Annotated in this window: 19 protein-coding genes; 7 read left to right on the top strand and 12 right to left on the bottom strand. The window is 46.8% G+C overall.

All coding sequences use genetic code 11. The features are described from left to right. Nucleotides 1-122 precede the first annotated feature (122 nt). Nucleotides 123-1,097, bottom strand: a complete 975-nt coding sequence (locus ICN12_RS06060; RefSeq protein ID WP_216271526.1) for a glycosyltransferase family 2 protein — start codon at nt 1,095-1,097, stop codon at nt 123-125. Nucleotides 1,098-1,099: 2 nt separating this feature from the next. Continuing rightward, nucleotides 1,100-2,197: a non-hydrolyzing UDP-N-acetylglucosamine 2-epimerase gene (gene wecB, locus ICN12_RS06055; protein WP_216271525.1), complete on the bottom strand. Its 1,098-nt coding sequence runs from the start codon at nt 2,195-2,197 to the stop codon at nt 1,100-1,102. 277 nt (nt 2,198-2,474) lie between these two features. Between wecB and ICN12_RS06050 the strand changes: the two genes are divergently transcribed. After that, entirely contained in the window at nt 2,475-2,933 is a 459-nt protein-coding gene (locus ICN12_RS06050; protein ID WP_216271524.1) for a hypothetical protein, read from the top strand. 85 nt (nt 2,934-3,018) lie between these two features. Here the strand turns inward: ICN12_RS06050 and lexA are convergent, their stop codons facing one another. Continuing rightward, entirely contained in the window at nt 3,019-3,738 is a 720-nt protein-coding gene (gene lexA / locus ICN12_RS06045) for a transcriptional repressor LexA (RefSeq protein WP_216271523.1), read from the bottom strand. A gap of 61 nt (nt 3,739-3,799) precedes the next feature. Between lexA and ICN12_RS06040 the strand changes: the two genes are divergently transcribed. The 6 genes from ICN12_RS06040 (at nt 3,800) to dnaB (ending at nt 9,021) form a co-directional block, all read left to right on the top strand. Beyond that, a complete protein-coding gene (locus ICN12_RS06040) occupies nt 3,800-4,876 on the top strand; it encodes an asparaginase (protein ID WP_216271522.1) in 1,077 nt (358 codons plus the stop codon). A gap of 134 nt (nt 4,877-5,010) precedes the next feature. After that, nucleotides 5,011-5,385 (top strand): 30S ribosomal protein S6, encoded by a 375-nt coding sequence (rpsF, locus tag ICN12_RS06035; RefSeq protein WP_216271521.1) that lies wholly within the window; start codon nt 5,011-5,013, stop codon nt 5,383-5,385. A gap of 53 nt (nt 5,386-5,438) precedes the next feature. After that, complete coding sequence (gene priB / locus ICN12_RS06030) at nt 5,439-5,738, top strand: primosomal replication protein N (protein ID WP_255537716.1); 300 nt, start codon at nt 5,439-5,441, stop codon at nt 5,736-5,738. A 13-nt stretch (nt 5,739-5,751) separates the two neighbouring features. Further along, nucleotides 5,752-6,024 (top strand): 30S ribosomal protein S18, encoded by a 273-nt coding sequence (gene rpsR, locus ICN12_RS06025; RefSeq protein WP_011902267.1) that lies wholly within the window; start codon nt 5,752-5,754, stop codon nt 6,022-6,024. 13 nt (nt 6,025-6,037) lie between these two features. After that, nucleotides 6,038-6,490, top strand: a complete 453-nt coding sequence (gene rplI, locus ICN12_RS06020) for a 50S ribosomal protein L9 (RefSeq protein WP_015421571.1) — start codon at nt 6,038-6,040, stop codon at nt 6,488-6,490. Between the two features lie 35 nt (nt 6,491-6,525). Continuing rightward, a complete protein-coding gene (gene dnaB, locus ICN12_RS06015; RefSeq protein ID WP_370624955.1) occupies nt 6,526-9,021 on the top strand; it encodes a replicative DNA helicase in 2,496 nt (831 codons plus the stop codon). A gap of 86 nt (nt 9,022-9,107) precedes the next feature. On the opposite strand, the gene ICN12_RS06010 is transcribed toward dnaB, so the two are convergent. The 9 genes from ICN12_RS06010 to ICN12_RS05970 form a co-directional block, all read right to left on the bottom strand. Further along, nucleotides 9,108-9,377 (bottom strand): hypothetical protein, encoded by a 270-nt coding sequence (locus tag ICN12_RS06010; RefSeq protein ID WP_216271520.1) that lies wholly within the window; start codon nt 9,375-9,377, stop codon nt 9,108-9,110. Nucleotides 9,378-9,482: 105 nt separating this feature from the next. Continuing rightward, nucleotides 9,483-10,064, bottom strand: a complete 582-nt coding sequence (locus tag ICN12_RS06005; RefSeq protein ID WP_370624954.1) for a C40 family peptidase — start codon at nt 10,062-10,064, stop codon at nt 9,483-9,485. Continuing rightward, nucleotides 9,994-11,670, bottom strand: a complete 1,677-nt coding sequence (locus ICN12_RS06000) for a PhoH family protein (RefSeq protein WP_216271519.1) — start codon at nt 11,668-11,670, stop codon at nt 9,994-9,996. Before ICN12_RS06000 ends, ICN12_RS06005 begins: the two co-directional genes overlap by 71 nt. A gap of 236 nt (nt 11,671-11,906) precedes the next feature. Continuing rightward, the gene (locus ICN12_RS05995) at nt 11,907-12,374 is read right to left on the bottom strand and encodes a peroxiredoxin (protein WP_216271518.1); all 468 of its coding nucleotides are present in this window, start codon (nt 12,372-12,374) and stop codon (nt 11,907-11,909) included. A gap of 64 nt (nt 12,375-12,438) precedes the next feature. Beyond that, nucleotides 12,439-13,356: a polysaccharide deacetylase family protein gene (locus ICN12_RS05990; RefSeq protein WP_216271517.1), complete on the bottom strand. Its 918-nt coding sequence runs from the start codon at nt 13,354-13,356 to the stop codon at nt 12,439-12,441. 22 nt (nt 13,357-13,378) lie between these two features. Beyond that, the gene (locus ICN12_RS05985) at nt 13,379-14,425 is read right to left on the bottom strand and encodes a bifunctional UDP-4-keto-pentose/UDP-xylose synthase (RefSeq protein ID WP_216271516.1); all 1,047 of its coding nucleotides are present in this window, start codon (nt 14,423-14,425) and stop codon (nt 13,379-13,381) included. Between the two features lie 21 nt (nt 14,426-14,446). After that, the gene (locus ICN12_RS05980; protein WP_216271515.1) at nt 14,447-15,319 is read right to left on the bottom strand and encodes a formyltransferase; all 873 of its coding nucleotides are present in this window, start codon (nt 15,317-15,319) and stop codon (nt 14,447-14,449) included. Further along, nucleotides 15,320-16,291, bottom strand: coding sequence for a glycosyltransferase (locus ICN12_RS05975; protein ID WP_216271514.1), 972 nt, complete (start codon nt 16,289-16,291; stop codon nt 15,320-15,322). A 31-nt stretch (nt 16,292-16,322) separates the two neighbouring features. Further along, the gene (locus tag ICN12_RS05970) at nt 16,323-17,495 is read right to left on the bottom strand and encodes a DegT/DnrJ/EryC1/StrS family aminotransferase (protein ID WP_216271513.1); all 1,173 of its coding nucleotides are present in this window, start codon (nt 17,493-17,495) and stop codon (nt 16,323-16,325) included. Nucleotides 17,496-17,510 lie beyond the last annotated feature (15 nt).

Here is a 17,510-nt window from a genome sequence, read left to right as displayed (position 1 = left end):
GATTGGATGTGGACATACAATCATGAAAGACCGAACATGGGCTTAGGTGGAATTACACCAAAGCAAAAACTAGCACTTGCAGTACCAGCTTCTACTTTTAGCTTAAGTTAAAAATGGGGGGATTACCCAGTGGCGAGCGTATCTGGGAAATACTCTCGCACGCAAATCACATTTGAGTCTCGAATACTTTGACCCCGTAACAGTTTTTTTCTTGCCTCTTTGGAGCCATCAAAAATCACGGGAAAACGAACAAACACTTCTTTCAAGCCTTTTGCTTTTAAGCGGAATCCAATGTCATAGTCCTCGGTCAGGCTTTGTGCATCGAATGCAATGCCATCACCATCCTCCAAAAGGGCTAAGACGGCTTTGCGACTAAAGCAGGTTCCAACGCCGGCGCTGGGCACCTGTCCAGATAGGGCCTCTCGAACTACGACATCCTTACCATGCAGTTCTGCAAACTCATCCAAATAATGCATGGAGGTGAAACTCATCCACCCCTTCTCAAAGGGGTACACCGGTATCTGAATAAGATCTTTTTTGGGAAGTAGGAAATTAAATAACCGTAACTCTAATGGCGAAACGACATCTTCAGAATCATGCAAGATAAATCCGGAGAACTCGAGACTGGCCTGTAACTCAAATTGCAATATCGCATCTAGTACATTATTTAAGCAATCCGCTTTACTGGTTGGTCCTGGTCTAGCACATACAACTTTATGTACATTTGGAAAAACAGCGCAGACCCTATCGACATCTAGCTGAGTTTCGGGGTCGTTGGGATAGGTCCCTACAAAGATATGGTAATTTTCGTAATCAATCGTGATCGCGGCTAACTCTGCCATTTTTCCAATGACGCCCGTCTCATGCCATGCGGGAACCATGATGGCAAGTGGCTTTTCTGGAACGGAAAATAGCGTGGAATACTGCATTTTTGGATGTTGTCGATACACGGTAATGGCCCGAATAAAACGACGAACCCAGTAAACAATATCAATGAACAAATCATCAATGCTACTAATAGAGATGATGATTGCAATCGCTATCGCAATGTATTTGAGTACAAAAAGAAAGCTTGCTGCAATATCAATCAGATACATGACTAGTGACTTAACTGGTTCTTGAGAACCTCGCTAATCCGCTCACTCGCGTGCCCATCTCCAAAGGGATTGATGCTGGGCTTCATCGACTCATATAGCCCGGCATCTCCCCATAAGGTGTTGACCTCATTAATTATTGCGGCACCACTGGTGCCAATAATCTTGGCGCATCCAGCTTGCACGGCCTCAGGCCTTTCTGTTTCTCTTCTCAGAACCAATACGGGAACATGGAAGGTGGGAGCCTCCTCTTGTATTCCACCTGAATCAGTCAAGATAAGCCATGCATTCGCAATGGCTTGCTGCATTTCAAGGTATCCCAGTGGGTGGGTTAAGGTGACATTAGCCAGACCTCCCAGAATGGGATCTACCGATTTTTGAACGATCGGATTAAGGTGCACCGGAAATAGCACATTCAAGTCTGAATGGGCTTTGGCTAGGCTAGCAATTGCCATGCAAGCTTCCTCGATATCATTGCCCCAATTTTCTCGTCGGTGCATAGTTACTAATATATTTCGACCGGAAGTGATTGCTTTGTGGATGTTGTATTTTTTAATAACCCACTTTTGAGCATCCACTACAGTATTACCAGTGACATGGATATTCTTTAAAGGTATGGCCTCATTCATTAATACATTCTTACCGCCCTCAGTTGGTGGAAAGTGAAAGTGAGTGATGCGAGAAAGCATTTGCCTTAGACCTTCTTCTGGGAATGGTCTAGTTAGATCGTATGTTCTGAGACCTGCCTCTACATGGGCAATCGGGATGCGTTCATAAAAAGCAGATAAGCCCCCAAGAAAAGCGCTTTCAGTATCACCCTGAACAATGACGGCATCCCACTTAGTTGACACCATTACGGCATCTAATTGCTGCCGGCATCCAATACTGAATTCAGATAGAGAACTTCCCATCCTGCTCAACACTATATCGGGGGTGATATCAAAGCAGGTCAAAATTTGCTCTGCCATTTCTTGGTGTTGTCCAGTATGTAGCCACTGAACTTCGCACCATGATTGAGTTCGTAAAAAATGATATACAGGCGCTAATTTAATAATCTCTGGACGCGTGCCACAAATAATTAGGATCTTTGTTGGGGTCAGCAAAAGAACGCCCTAGGAAGAGCTATACCAATTAAGGGGAAATTCAGTTTTTTAGTCATTTTTGTAATGGGAGTAACTTATTTTTTGAGCCGCCAGAAAATGAATGGAGCAAGTTCACTGATACGCATCAATTTTTAAATCAATTTTCTCTTTTATATATCTGCTTTTTACTTTCTTTTGACGCATAAAGTAAATGGTTGATTCGTACTAGTTTTGAGTGCTATATTGAATCGAGCTAGCCTACTGTAATATCCTCCTTTTGGCTGGTTGGACGAAAATAATGAATCAATTTTTACTTTTTAGGCATGCTTTAGCTGTCTCCCTGGCTTTGCTATTGGCTGCATGCGCCTCCTCTGGAGACTCTCCTACAGGCACCCCTAGCGAAGTTCAAGAAATTCAATCCCAACTCTTGGGTGATATGCCATTGCCGGCAGCATCCAAGATCATTGGCTCTGATTCATTAATCATTGGTCGTGGTGATAACTGGGTTGGTCGAGTGGTTTTATCTGGTGTGCAAACTTCAACAGATATTTATGCCTTTTTCCAAGCCGAATATCCTAAGGCTGGATGGACTACTGTGAGCGCTGTGAAATCTAAAACGAGTATTTTGGTTTTCACTAAAGGTGATCGCACTTCAACAGTAGAATTAAATGAAGGTTCACTTGGTGGTCCAAAAACGCTCATCACGATTACCGCATCACCAAAGAATGCAAACGTAGTTGCACCTAGTAAAAAATAAGTAATCAAAAAAACCTAAGCGGCGAAGTGAACATCCGCAATTAAAAAAGGCCTCTTACGAGGCCTTTTGCTTTGTGGGGCAGCGCTTAGAGCCCGCCAGCCCTGATGAGGCCAACTGCCTGTCCTTCAACTGCAAAGTTCTGTTGACGCCCATCTACCAAAATATTTTTGAAGTCTGGGTTCTCGGCTTGTAATTCAATCACCATGCCATCAGCAGTGTTCTTTTGGTTCCAGCGCTTCACGGTAACTTCATCATCTAAGCGTGCAACCACGATGTCGCCGTTGCGTACTTCTGTAGTTTTTCGAACGGCTAAGTAGTCACCATCCAAAATGCCCGCATCGCGCATGCTCATACCAACCACCTTTAATAGATAATCTGCACCCTTGCTAAACAAACTCGGATCAATCGGAACTTGTTTTTCAATATGCTCAACTGCCATGATGGGAGAGCCCGCAGCAACGCGGCCAATAAGTGGCAGCGTAAGTTGCTGAAGCGCGCCAGAAGGTAAAGACATCTGACGATATTTATTGGGATTGTGTGTTTGGTTAAATCGTTGTGGAATACGAATGCCACGAGAGGTTCCAGGCGTTAGTTCGATATAGCCTTTTTTTGCTAAGGCGCGCAAGTGCTCTTCAGCAGCGTTGGCGGATGCAAACCCAAGTTGCGTCGCAATTTCTGCGCGAGTGGGGGGTGAACCACTTTCCTCGATGGCTTTAGTAATCAATTCCAAAATCTCACTCTGACGTGCAGTGAGCTTGGGGAGGGCAGTCAGCTCCTCTATAAAATCGACTGTATTTATGTCCATACTGGGATTGTATACAGCACTATTTGAATATTCAATCAATTTGAAGGTAGATAATGAATATATGAGCTCAATTACTAATATTCCTGAAAATTCTCCCCATATTTTGGTTTTAGGTATGGGCGGCACAATCGCTGGTCTCGCCTTGAATCCCGAGGGTAGCCCGCTGCAGTATCAAGCTGGCCAAGTTGGGGTTGAGGCATTGGTTGGCCATATTCAGTCGGCAGTTCCTGAGGGCGTCAAACTGGTTTCGCATCAGTTAGCCAATATCAATAGCCGAAATCTGACTGACGCGCATCTGAACGCCCTAGGGATTGCAGTTAGAGAGGCGTTGCTGGACGCGGCGGTGAAGGGGGTTGTGGTTACCCACGGCACCGATACGATTGAAGAAACGGGTTTATTTCTACAGGCAACTTGTGGAAAGTTAGCTCTGACTCAGTCTAAGAGGGTTATTCTGACTGGGGCCATGCTTCCGAGTAATGCGCCTGGAGCCGATGGACCCTCAAATCTTTTAGATGCCCTGCGCTGGGCCTCCACGGCGATTGATAACTGCCCAGGCGGTATCTATGCGGTCATGGATGGCCGTGGGTGCATGGCGATGGACTTGGCAAAACGCCATGCTACTGCTTTAAATGCCCCATTACAGAACTCGCCATCAAGCTCAGTCGGATTGATCAATCCTTCCTGGCTATCGTGTGTAAAGGCCGTACAGGCTGCTTGGAATGAGGATTTACCTATTCCCCGGGAGGGTGAATGGCCTTGGGTTGAGATTTTGACTAGTCATGCAGGTGCTCGCGCTGAAACAGTGGCGCAATGGCTCAAAAGCGATATTCAGGGACTAGTCCTTGCTGGCTCAGGGTTGGGTGGCTTTCATGATGCGTGGGTAGAGCCTTTGGATAAGGCAATGGCTCAAGGCATTGCCCTGGTAAGAACCACCAGAACCGGTGCTGGCAGTACTTGGCCCAATATTCCTGAGGCAGATGCCCCTGGATGCCGTGCTTCTGGCTCCTTAACTGCACCAAGAGCGAGAATTGCGCTTCAGTTGGCTCTGAATGCGGCAAAGCAGGCAAATTTAGCTGGTAAACCCCTGACTTGGCAGGATTTTTTTGCTAGAATAGCGGACTTACCTGAAATTAGGTAGGGACTTAAAAAGCAGTAAATATGTGTAGTTAGTTTTACCTACAATTTGTTACTACCTTGTCACACTGGCGCTAACTTTAAAACCATCGGAAGTTAGCAAGACGCCCAGGTGACTTTATCCTTAAGGAGTGTTAGATGCGTCATTATGAAATCGTCTTTATCGTCCATCCGGACCAAAGCGAGCAAGTGCCTGCGATGATCGATCGCTACAAAGCGACCTTAGCTGCTGCTGGCGGCAAAATTCATCGTATGGAAGATTGGGGTCGTCGTCAGATGGCTTACATGATCGACAAACTTGCTAAAGCCCACTACGTTTGCATGAACATTGAGTGCGACCAGAAAACTCTGGACGAGCTTGAGCATGCGTTCAAATTTAACGATGCAGTTTTGCGTCACCTCATCATCAAGACTAAGAAAGCTGAAACAGAGCCTTCCATCATGATGAAAGAAGTGCAACGTGAAGAAGCGCGTAAATCCGCTCAAACCGAAGCTCCTGCAGTAGCGGCTTAAGTTAGAAATTTGAAGAGGAATACACAGACTAGAAAACGTATCAGAGTGACGGATTGGCGTTGAATCATTTCACCCTAACTGCATTCTTGGTATCTAAAGACGCGATTCGATTTACACCAGCGGGAATACCGGTGATGCATTGCCAGCTAGAACATAGCGGCGAAGTAAGCGAGGTAGGAGCAGCTAGGAAAATTCAGATGAGTGTTGAAGCCATAGCAATCGGCCCGATACAAAAGGGCTTGGAGCAAATGGATTTAGGCGCCGAGGCAGTGTTTGAAGGATTCTTAGCACCGAAGACTCTACGTAATCAAAGACTTGTTTTCCATATTACCCATATTCAATTGAAAAATTAAAGAGGAAATCATCATGGCGTTTGGAAAGAAACCCGATTTCAAAAAGAAACCAGCTCAGAACCCATTGTTCAAGCGTAAGCGTTATTGCCGTTTCACTGTTGCTGGCGTAGAACAGATTGACTACAAAGATGTGGATACATTGAAGGACTTCATTGGCGAAAATGCCAAGATCACTCCTGCACGTTTGACAGGCACAAAAGCTAAATATCAGCGTCAGTTAGACACTGCTATTAAGCGTGCTCGTTATTTGGCTTTGTTGCCATTCTCCGATCAACACAAGAAATAATTAGGAGCCCTCAATGCAAATCATTCTTTTAGAAAAAGTAATTAACCTGGGCAACCTCGGCGACATCGTTCGCGTTAAAGACGGTTACGCTCGTAATTTCCTGATCCCACAACGCAAAGCTCGTCGTGCAACTGAAACAGCAATCGCTGACTTCGCTGTTCGCCGTGCCGAGTTGGAAAAATTGGCTGCTGAGAAATTGGCTGCTGCTGAAGCGGTTGGCGCAAAGCTCAAAGACTTGGTTCTCGAAATCGGTCAAAAAGCGGGTGTTGACGGTCGTTTGTTTGGTTCTGTAACCAACCATGACATCGCTGATGCATTAAAAGCCAAGGGCTTTGTAATTGAAAAAGCTTCTGTACGTATGCCTACTGGCCCATTGAAGATGGTTGGTGATCACCCTGTAGCGGTAGCTGTTCATACCGACGTAGTGGCTGATATCACTATCCGTGTCGTTGGCGAGCAAGCATAAGTTTTAGATCTTAGGTTTATTAAAACACTAGCCTCATGGCTGAATCCCGCTCACGTTCCCTTATGCCAAGTCCCGGCATGATGGGTTCTGGGGATGCAGCCTTGCAGGCTTTAAAAGTACCGCCGCATTCTGTAGAAGCCGAGCAATCTTTGCTCGGCGGTCTACTGATCGATAACACAGCCTGGGATCGCCTGGGTGGAATGTTAACTGATAAAGATTTCTATCGTCCTGAACATGCTCTGATCTATAAGGTCATTCAGCGCTTAGTTGGCGACAATCATCCTGCTGACGTCATTACCGTTCATGAGGCTGTTAAGTCTGAGCAGGGTGGTGATTTAGTTGGGATTGATTACCTCAATTCATTAGCGCAAAGCACTCCTAGCGCGGCGAATATTAAAGGCTATGCCGACATTGTTCGTGATCGCAGCATTCTGCGTCGCTTGATTGAAGTCTCTGACAACATTGTGAACTCTGCTTTTGTTCCTGAAGGCCGTTCAGTGAGAACGCTTTTGGATGAGGCGGAGTCACGCATTTTACAAATCGGTGAAGAGGGTAGTCGCAAAGCCGATTACCTTGAGATTGAGCCATTGCTCAGAACCGTTGTTGCTCGTATTGATGAGCTCTACAATCGCCAAGGCGGAAGTGATATCACCGGTATTGCAACTGGATTTATTGATCTGGATAAACAAACCAGCGGCCTACAAAAAGGCGACTTAGTGATTGTTGCCGGAAGACCTTCGATGGGTAAAGCACAGCCCATGGACGCAAAAGTGAAAACGGTTGATGGTTGGAAGTTGATGGGCGATTTGCGTTTCGGTGATCGCCTTGCCTCTGTCGATGGTCAGCACTCCATGGTTACCGGCATTTATCCACAAGGCATTAAGCAGATATACAAAGTCACCTTCTCTGATGGTCGTGAAGCCGAGTGCTGCGATGAGCATCTATGGCGCGTCATGTATCGCGATTGGGATGCACCTAAAGTCATTAGCACTGCGCGTTTAATGGAAATGCTCTCTTGTGTTCGCTACAAGAATCGTCTGTGGATTGATCCTGTTTCGGGTGATTTTGGTCACTCAAATACATTGCCAATAAACCCTTGGGTATTTGGCGCTTTATTGGGCGATGGCACTTTAGCTTTGTCTCATGGCAGCGTCATGTTCTCAACTAAATCCCCCGAGCTTGTAGAGCGCATGAACGCGCTTGCCGGCTATGAGATGGAGTTAGTTCATGCTAACGCATATGACTGGAGATTAGTCTCCAAAGCCAGAATTGCTGCCAATGGCCAACGTCAGTCTGTGCCAACAAATTATTTCCGCTCTGCCTTACAAGATTTAGGTGTTCTCGGCTGCAGAAGCTTTGATAAATACATTCCCACTACCTATCTTGAGGCGAATAAGACTTCTCGTCTTGCTTTGTTCCAGGGTCTAATGGACACCGATGGCTGGATTGAGAAGTGGGGCTCCATTCGTTTTTGTACTGCAAGCAAGCAATTGTCAGAAGACGTTGCCTCTTTGGCTAGATCATTGGGTGGATTTTGCTCAATAGCGCACAAACAGACGAGTTATACCTATCAGGGTGAGAAGAAGCAGGGTCGCTTAGCTTATGTTTTGAATATGAGTTTTGGTCCCGGCTTTCAAGCATTTACTTTGCCTGAAAAGAAGGAAAGATTAAGGGCAGACTGGGATCGTCAACGGAGACTTTCATTTAAGAGCATTGAGCCATCTAGAGTTTCTGAGGCGCAATGTATCTCCGTTAGTCACCCAGATAGAACCTACGTCACCAATGATTACGTGGTGACTCATAACACTGCATTTGCTCTCAATATTGCAGAGAACGTAGCGCTGGCCGAAGGATTGCCGGTAGTCGTCTTCTCTATGGAAATGTCGGGTGAGCAACTAGCATCCCGTTTGTTGGGTTCAGTGGGACGTGTTGATCAAAGTCGAATGCGTACCGGAAAGTTGCAAGATGATGAGTGGCCACGTGTTACCGATGCAATTGCGCGCTTAAGTAATACCCAAATTTTGATTGATGAGACCGGCGCTCTATCCAGTTTAGAGTTGCGTGCACGCGCACGCCGTATCGCTCGTAACTTTGGCGGAACACTTGGCCTTGTGGTGATTGATTACTTGCAGTTGATGAGTGGCTCTGGTTCCGAGAACCGCGCGACCGAGATTTCTGAAATTTCACGTTCGCTTAAGTCACTTGCAAAAGAATTGCAGTGCCCCGTAGTGGCTCTATCGCAGTTAAATCGTGGTCTTGAGCAACGTCCTAACAAGCGTCCAATCATGTCTGACTTGCGTGAGTCAGGCGCGATCGAGCAAGATGCCGACTTAATTATGTTTATCTATCGTGATGAGGTTTATCACCCAGATACGACGACTGATAAAGGTATGGCTGAGATCATTATCGGTAAGCAGCGTAACGGTCCAATTGGTACAGTGCGCCTAAGTTGGCAAGGCCCGTATACCAAGTTTGACAACTTGGCGATGGGCTCGGTTGGGTATTCTTCAGGCGGGTATGAGCCGTTCTAAATTGAACTAAAGCCAATTCATTTCAGGAATAAAAAAGCCTCGCAATTTAAAACTGCGAGGCTTTTTAGCTCTTGAAAAAAATTAAATTATTTACCGCCTTCACACTTCTTAATCGATGCAGCTTTAGCAGCGCCATACAGTGGCTTGCCATCCTTGCTTACTGCTTTAGCTTCACAACCAGAATCTGCTGGTGCGCTGCCCATACATTTTTTAATAGAAGCATCTTTGGCTGCGCCATACAAAGGCTTGCCTTCTTTGCTAACGGCTTTAGCTTCGCATGCTGCTTGATCTGCAAAAGCGTAAGTGGGGACTGCAAAACTCAAGGCAATACTTAAAGCGATGATGATTTTTTTCATGCTAGACGCTCCTATGTAGATAATTTAAAGAGCTTATTGTTCCGCCATCAAATGTAAACAATATTCGCATTCTTGTGAATAGAGTATTCGCTCTAAGGGCAATATTCAGGGTGTCAATCTTCTGGCCTCAGTAAACCTAGCTGCCCAGTATGGGGTGGTGACGTACTCTAAGCGTACAGTTCCTCCTGCGCTTGGAGCATGTACAAATCTGCCTTGCCCAACATAAATCCCCGCATGGGAATACTTCTCTCCGGTGGTGTTGAAAAAGACCAGATCACCTGGGGCGGGAGGTTGGTTCTCAACACTCTGACCTTTGCTGCTCATGTCTTGAATGGTGCGGGGTAGTTTGATATTGGCTGACTTGTAATACACGTAGCCAATCAGGCCGCTGCAATCAAAGCCCCCTTTGGGGTTATTTCCACCATAACGATATGGGATGCCCACCAATCCAATGGCGGCTATGGAGATATCTTCTGTGCCAACGCTAGTGTCTTGCTTAAATTGGGAAACCTTAGATGCGCTTGATTTGCTCCCAAAGATACTGCAGCCAGATAGCGTAAGTAGGGCGCAAATAAAAATGCCGCACCCTACAAGCGTGCGGCATGAGGCAGTTTGCTTAGAGTGCGTCAGCAGCATGGTCCGCAAGACGTGAACGCTCTCCACGGGCCAGCGTGACATGTCCGCCATGACGCCAGCCTTTAAAGCGATCTACCACATAAGTGAGCCCTGAAGAACCTTCGGTTAAGTAAGGCGTATCAATTTGAGCAATATTACCCAAGCAAATAATTTTCGTTCCTGGGCCAGCACGGGTTACCAGAGTCTTCATTTGTTTAGGAGTCAAGTTTTGCGCTTCATCGATGATCACAAACTTACTAACGAATGTTCTACCGCGCATGAAGTTCATGCTCTTCACTTTAATGCGTGAGCGAATTAATTCCTGTGTTGCGGCCCGACCCCATTCACCGGCGCCTCCATCTTCATTACGCTGAAGCACCTCAAGGTTGTCATCAAACGCACCCATCCAAGGCTGCATCTTTTCTTCTTCTGTACCTGGTAGGAAGCCGATATCTTCACCAACAGGCACGGTAGCGCGAGTAATGATGATCTCGTTATAGCGCTTGCTATCTAAGACCTGCTCAAGCCCGGCAGCCAATGCTAGCAAGGTTTTTCCGGTTCCCGCTTGACCTAGCAAGGTGATGAAATCTACATCAGGATTCATGAGTAAATTCATGGCGAAGTTTTGTTCGCGATTGCGCGCAGTAACACTCCACACATTATTTTTCTGATGAGAGAAGTCTCTTAAGGTCTGCAAGAGGGCGGTCTTGCCGTTAATCTCTTTTACTTGAGCGTAGAACGGTGTCGAGCCATCGGGATTTTCTTGATAGACAAACTGATTTACCAGCATACTTGGTACCGAAGGGCCGGTGACGCGATAAAACATCGTGCCAGATTTACCATCGGACCAGCTCTCCATAGCCTTACCATGCTTTGGCCAGAAGTCTGCAGGTAACGCCATGACGCCGGAGTACATCAAGTCGCGATCTTCTAATACCTGATCATTGAAGTAGTCTTCAGCAGGTAAGCCTAGAGCGCGAGCCTTAATACGCATATTGATATCTTTGGATACCAGTACTACTTCCTGGCCTTTGCGAGTCTTTTGCAGCTCGCTGACAACAGCTAGGATCAGGTTGTCACCTTTGCCTTCAGGCAGGCCCTCTGGCAAAGCCTGAGTGGTTAGCTTGGTTTGGAAAAATAGGCGACCAGATACATCTTGATTACCTAATTTATTGAGTGGAATACCGTCATCCAAGGTGCCGCTAGTGCCGGCGACAAGTTGATCTAAAGAGCGGCTGACTGTACGAGCATTACGTGCGACCTCAGTCATCCCTTTCTTGTGATTATCCAATTCCTCAAGAGTGGTCATTGGTAGGAAGAGGTCATGTTCAGAAAAGCGGAACAGTGAGCTCGGGTCATGCATCAATACATTGGTATCTAAGACAAATAGGCTTGGAGGCCCAGTGCGAATAATACGTTTTGGTTTTTCTGGGACGATAGTGACTTTGTTCTGGCTGCGCTCATGAGATGCGGCAACCGGACGACGATCACTTTTAATTTTCTCAAGCGCCACTTCTGCGGCTGAGAGATCTTCTTCGGCATCTGTTGCCCAAGCAGGAGCATGGCTTTCCATCACAACAGGTTTTGCTGGAGCGGGACGCTTCTTTAAATTAGGAGTGTCCTTAGTACTAATTTTTACTTGGCCAGCAATTTGAGTTGGGATTGGGGGCAATGGCATGCAGACTCTCCTAAAAGAAAAAACCGTCAAGCGAATTGCTATGACGGTCTATTACGAAACTGATTGAAGTATGGGGTAGAAAACGAAGGGGGTTGTTTGCCGAGCCTGTTCTTAAATATTCAGGCTGATGTGTCAAACGGATTGTCAGACTTTCCCGTCGTTTACGGTGCATATGACTTTACTTTACCCCAAATTGAGAGCTTTGCAAGCGTCCCCCATCAAATTAATTAAAAAAATTAATGGGTTTCTTGGGCTGCTTGTAATACCTCTGTCACATGTCCTGGAACCTTAAGGCCACGCCACTCTTTAACGAGCTTGCCTGAGGAGTCAAAGAGGAAGGTGCTGCGCTCAACACCGCGGACCTGCTTGCCATACATATTCTTCAGCTTCATCACACCAAAGAGTTGGCATAGGGTTTCTTCGGTATCGGCCACCAATTCAAAAGGCAGCTCGAGTTTGCTCCGGAAATTATCATGAGATTTCAGGCTATCCCGAGATACGCCAACGATCAAGGTATTGGCTTTGGTGAATGCATCGATGTTGTCCCGAAATTCACCGGACTCTGCAGTACACCCTGGGGTCATATCTTTTGGATAAAAGTAAATTACTAGTTTTTTGCCCTGAGCTGAGTCTGGGGCAAAGGTTAATCCGGAAGTTGCTGGGATTGCGCACTGGGGCATTGGCTTACCAATTTCTACTGTCATGACGGTCTCTCTTGTTTAATTTTTCCGCGCTGCTGATTCTGGGTGCTAGTTACTTTAGTGCTACTTAGACTGTTTGCAAAATCAGCTCGCCGCTACGATTGGGGATCTCTCCCCAGGTAACCGGCTGTATCGCTATTTTATCGAGTTGTTTGGTGGCTTCCCAGGATTGATGCAGTTCGCCCATAGTGACTAAGTCATGACCCTGATTTAACCAGCCAGTCAGCAATTGCTCAAAGGCAGGGAGTAGCTTTTGACCTTCTAGTTCCGCATGCAATGTAAACACCTGATCATTGGGATTGCTTTGAGTGATTTCAAGGAGTTTCTTCACTGCGCCAAACTCATCCGCATCATCAATGCCAATCAACTCATCAAAAGTTGGCAGGGTTGTTGGATATTGGACGTGCTTTGCTTTGCCAGAAGGAAGAGCAAAACGGTAGGGCATCAGATTAGGCTGTGCCCTGCCATCTGAGGAGTATTTGATTCCCCATTGATCAAGTTGCTCAAAAGCCGCTTCATTCATTTGCCAACCAGCGGCACCATAAGTGACTGGCGGGTGACCAAAAATCTCCACAAAACGATCCCAGCTTTTTTGCATCTGCGTTTTAGTCCACTGGGGATCGCGATTACGCACAGCATCTTGCCAGGCTACATGGTCCCAAGTATGGATACCCGTCTCATGGCCGGCAGCATCAATCGCACGCATTTCAGCGGCAGCTTTTTTGCCAATGTCAGGACCAGGCAGAAGAACGCCGTAGAGGAGAGTTTTAATGCCGTAATGCTCAACAACGGAGGTGCGACTGACCTTCTTCAGGAAGCCTGGCTTAAATACGCGCTTGAGTGCCCAACCAGTATGGTCGGGACCCAAGCTAAACAGAAAGGTGGCTTTGAGGCCAAAGCGTTCAAGCGTGCGCGCTAGATTGGGTACACCTTCTTTAGTGCCGCGTAAGGTATCAACGTCTACCTTGAGAGCAATCTTAGCCATGAACCCTTAAACTTACTTTTGCTTACTCGTTATCAACCAAATGACGTGCTTTTTCTACATCTTCGCGATAGGCTTCAAAGATATTCTTCAGCGCATCACTCATATCAGTAGTAGGCTTCCAGCCTAACTCACTCATCGTGTTGTCAATGGCGGGGACACGGTTCTGAACATCTTGATAGCCTTCGCCGTAGTAAGCGCCAGAAGTAGTTTCCACGATCTTCACTTCATTGGCTGTCTTGGCGTATTCTGGAATGCTACGAGCAATCTCTAACATCTGATTAGCCAGTTCGCGAATAGAGTGATTATTCTTTGGATTACCGATGTTGTAGATCTTGCCATTAGCAATACCATCTTTGTTATCGATGATGCGCATTAAGGCATCGATGCCATCGTCAACATAAGTAAAGGCGCGTTTCTGGGCACCACCATCAACAACATTGATGGGTTCGCCACGAACAATATGACCCAAGAACTGAGTCACTACACGGGAAGAGCCTTCTTTTGGTGTGTAGATGCTATCAAGGCCAGGGCCGATCCAGTTAAATGGGCGGAAGAGGGTAAAGCGCAAACCTTCCATGCCGTAACCCCAGATGACGCGATCCATCAATTGCTTGGAGCAAGCGTAAATCCAACGTGGTTTGTTGATCGGACCGTAAACCATATTGGATTTAGCAGGATCAAATTCACCATCTTCACACATGCCATAGACTTCAGAGGTGGATGGAAATACCAAATGCTTTTTGTACTTAACGGCAGAACGTACGATTGGTAAGTTTGCTTCAAAGTCCAGCTCAAATACTTTTAATGGTTGTTGTACATAAGTTGCTGGTGTGGCAATCGCCACCAAAGGCAGAATCACGTCGCATTTGCGAATGTGATATTCCACCCATTCTTTATTAATGGTGATGTCACCTTCAAAAAAGTGCATGCGGGGATGATTCACTAAATCACCAAGGCGATCGTTTTGCATGTCCATGCCATAGACGTCCCAATCGGTTGTCTCTAGGATGCGCTTTGAAAGGTGGTGACCAATAAAGCCGTTTACGCCAAGAATGAGTACTTTTTTCATCTTTACTGCCTCGTTTTTAATCTAATGTGTTTTTGCTGGGAACCAGTCCAGTATCGCTACCGCTCTTTGATCGCCGCAAACGCCGAATACCTGATTATCAACCACTTGGATACCAGGAGCCTGAAGATCCAGTTGAGCCGGAAACGGTCCCTCTAGGCTCGTGCGAGCCACAATCATGTGTTGACCTTGCCAGTCCGTAAAAGCCCCGGGATAAGGGGGTGCAACCGCTCTCACGAGGTTGTGAACCTGCTGGGCAGTCTGGTGCCACAGAATTTGCCCATCTGCAGGCTTGCGACCCCCAAAATAGCTGCCTTGAGCCAGATTATTGGGTTTTTTGGGGATGTGACCCTGAACAAGCTCCGGTAGCACCTGATTCATTACTGCTACAGCCGCCTGACTGACTTTGCCAAAGACTTCGGTAGCGGTTTCATCGGGGCCAATGGAGACTGCAGATTGCCCCACGATATCGCCGGCATCTGGTTTGACTTCCATGACATGCAAAGTGGCGCCAGTTTCGGTTTCTCCGTGAAGAATGGCCCAATTGACTGGAGCGCGGCCACGATACTTTGGCAGTAGTGAGCCATGCATATTGAGGGCGGCAATCTTTGCGCAGGCCAAGAGTTCAGCCGGAATCATGTGGCGGTAGTAAAAAGAGAAAAGGTAGTCAGGCGCTAGTTTTTGAATCCGCGGCACGAGCTCGATTAGCTGATTGGCATTGGGTGTGATGTAAGGAATCTTTTTTTCATCGCAGAGTTTGGCAACACTGCCAAACCACACATTCTCGTTGGGATCATCTTGATGGGTAATTACCAGGTCAACCTCAATGCCGGCATTGAGCAATGCCTGAAGGCAATTGACGCCCACATCGTGATAAGCAAAGACGACTGCGTGCAATTATTTTTTCTCTAAAACGGTTTGCACAACATAGCGTGGACGCTCTCTGACTTGTTGGTAGATGCGACCAATGTATTCACCGAGTAGACCGAGACCGAACAGCATCACGCCAATCAAGAAGAAGGTCAGAGCGAAGAGGGTGAAAACCCCTTCAACCTCAGCACCTAAAACAAAGCGACGGACCAAGAGGTAGATAAACAAACTGCCAGCCGCCATTGCTAGAAGCATTCCGAGAATGGAGAAGATCTGCAAAGGCATGACAGAGAAGCCGGTGACCAAATCAAAGTTCAGACGAATGAGTTGATAAAGACTGTATTTGGATTCACCAGCAAAACGCTCTTCGTGTTTGACGCTGATTTCAGTAGGGTTCGCAGCAAAGGTATAGGCCAGCGCCGGAATAAAAGTATTGCTCTCATCGCACTGACGCACGAGGTCAACGATGCGACGACTGTAACCACGCAACATACATCCTTGATCAGTCATCGTGATGCGTGTGATTTTCTGGCGCAAGTGATTCATGGCGCGGGAAGCAAATTTTCTAAAAAAACTATCGCGCCGATTCGCACGAATGGTACCGACGTAGTCATGACCTTTGAGTAACTCATTAGTCAGAGCATCAATTTCTTCGGGAGGATTCTGTAAGTCGGCATCCAGGGTAATGATGTATTCACCACGGGAGTATTCAAAGCCAGCCATGATCGCCATGTGCTGGCCAAAGTTGCTATGAAACAGTACGGCACGGGTCACGTCAGGGCGCAATTCCACTTGCTTGGCCAAGATGCCGGCGGAACGATCTTTACTGCCGTCATTCACAAACACCACTTCATATGCAATGTTGCGCTTGCTAGCCAACGCATCTAGCGAAGGATATAAGCGGTCAAAGAGGGCTTGGAGGCCATCTTCCTCGTTATAAACGGGGATGACGATACTGAGTGTGGGATTGCAGGCTTGCGTAGCTAAATTTGCAGTCATGCTGCAATTTTGCCTGATTCTGCCTGTAAGACTACTTTTTACTGTGTTTCTTGAGGATTCCAGTTAAAGCACTAGCTATACGGCCAATATCTTCATCCGCCATGCCTGGAAAGAGGGGGAGAGTCAAAATAGAGCGCCCAATCCGTTGTGCAACTGGAGTGGCCTCGGTTTTGTAGCCCAGCTTTTGGTAAAGCGTAAATCCAGTGATGATGGGGTAATGGACGCCTGTACCAATACCTAGATCTTTCAACTCTGTCATTACCTGAGCACGGTCTATGTTTAATTGCTCAAGGGGTAGGATCACTTGGAACATATGCCAGTTGCTATCGCTAAAGTTTTCTACTGGCAGCTCTAAATTGAGGTTGTCTAAGCCAGCAGACCTCATCTCAGTGCGGATGACATCAAAATACTGCCTAGCCAATGCGCTTCTGCGCGTTTGAAACGCGGGCAATTGTTTGAGTTGATGCAAGCCAATCACTGCGTTCACATCAGTCAAATTATCTTTGCCACCAAGCACGTCAACATCCATGCTATCCATGCCTTGGCGTGTCACACCTTGCAAACGAAGCTTCTCTGCCAGCTTGGCCTCATCAGCATTGTTTAATACAAGACAGCCACCTTCAACGGTGGATAAGTTTTTATTTGCCTGGAAACTAAAGCTCACAAGGTCTCCGAAACTACCGATCTTTTGACCTTTCCATTGCGAGCCAAATGCCTGTGCTGCATCTTCAATCACGCGTAGTTGATGTTGCTTTGCCAGTGCATACAGCTCATCCATATCAACCGGCAGGCCAGCCAAATATACGGGCATGATGGCGCGGGTTTTGGGTGTAATGGCTGCGGCAACTTTACTCAAGTCGATATTACGAGTGACGGGATCAATGTCTACAAAGACTGGCGTTGCACCCACACTCAAAATGACATTAGAAGTGGCTACCCAAGAGATCGGGGTAGTAATGATTTCATCGCCAGGTCCAATACCGGCAACCTGCAGAGCGATTTTCATAGTGGCAGTACCGTTGGCAAAACAACGCACGGGACGACCGCCAAAATACTCGCTTAATGTAGATTCAAATTCAGCCAACTTGGGTCCCGAGGTGACCCAGCCGGAACGCAATACTTCAGCAACTGCATCAATGGTTTCTTGATTGAAGTGAGGGCGCGTGAAAGGAATAAAGGGTAGGGCGTTTTCGTTGGTCGACATAATTAAGCTTAAGAC

It is taken from the genome of Polynucleobacter sp. AM-25C3 (assembly GCF_018882335.1).
GTDB lineage: Bacteria > Pseudomonadota > Gammaproteobacteria > Burkholderiales > Burkholderiaceae > Polynucleobacter.
This window is presented reverse-complemented; position numbering and strand designations above follow the sequence as displayed.

Coding starts and splice junctions, on each gene's coding strand:
- ICN12_RS05975 (WP_216271514.1), bottom strand. CDS start 16,291: ATGACTGCAAATTTAGCTACGCAAGCCTGCAATCCCACACTCAGTATC.
- lexA (WP_216271523.1), bottom strand. CDS start 3,738: ATGGACATAAATACAGTCGATTTTATAGAGGAGCTGACTGCCCTCCCC.
- ICN12_RS05985 (WP_216271516.1), bottom strand. CDS start 14,425: ATGAAAAAAGTACTCATTCTTGGCGTAAACGGCTTTATTGGTCACCAC.
- rpsR (WP_011902267.1), top strand. CDS start 5,752: ATGGCGTTTGGAAAGAAACCCGATTTCAAAAAGAAACCAGCTCAGAAC.
- dnaB (WP_370624955.1), top strand. CDS start 6,526: ATGGCTGAATCCCGCTCACGTTCCCTTATGCCAAGTCCCGGCATGATG.
- ICN12_RS06060 (WP_216271526.1), bottom strand. CDS start 1,097: ATGTATCTGATTGATATTGCAGCAAGCTTTCTTTTTGTACTCAAATAC.
- ICN12_RS06005 (WP_370624954.1), bottom strand. CDS start 10,064: ATGGCGGACATGTCACGCTGGCCCGTGGAGAGCGTTCACGTCTTGCGG.
- ICN12_RS06010 (WP_216271520.1), bottom strand. CDS start 9,377: ATGAAAAAAATCATCATCGCTTTAAGTATTGCCTTGAGTTTTGCAGTC.
- ICN12_RS05995 (WP_216271518.1), bottom strand. CDS start 12,374: ATGACAGTAGAAATTGGTAAGCCAATGCCCCAGTGCGCAATCCCAGCA.
- ICN12_RS06050 (WP_216271524.1), top strand. CDS start 2,475: ATGAATCAATTTTTACTTTTTAGGCATGCTTTAGCTGTCTCCCTGGCT.
- ICN12_RS06040 (WP_216271522.1), top strand. CDS start 3,800: ATGAGCTCAATTACTAATATTCCTGAAAATTCTCCCCATATTTTGGTT.
- rpsF (WP_216271521.1), top strand. CDS start 5,011: ATGCGTCATTATGAAATCGTCTTTATCGTCCATCCGGACCAAAGCGAG.
- ICN12_RS06000 (WP_216271519.1), bottom strand. CDS start 11,670: ATGCCATTGCCCCCAATCCCAACTCAAATTGCTGGCCAAGTAAAAATT.
- ICN12_RS05970 (WP_216271513.1), bottom strand. CDS start 17,495: ATGTCGACCAACGAAAACGCCCTACCCTTTATTCCTTTCACGCGCCCT.
- ICN12_RS05990 (WP_216271517.1), bottom strand. CDS start 13,356: ATGGCTAAGATTGCTCTCAAGGTAGACGTTGATACCTTACGCGGCACT.
- rplI (WP_015421571.1), top strand. CDS start 6,038: ATGCAAATCATTCTTTTAGAAAAAGTAATTAACCTGGGCAACCTCGGC.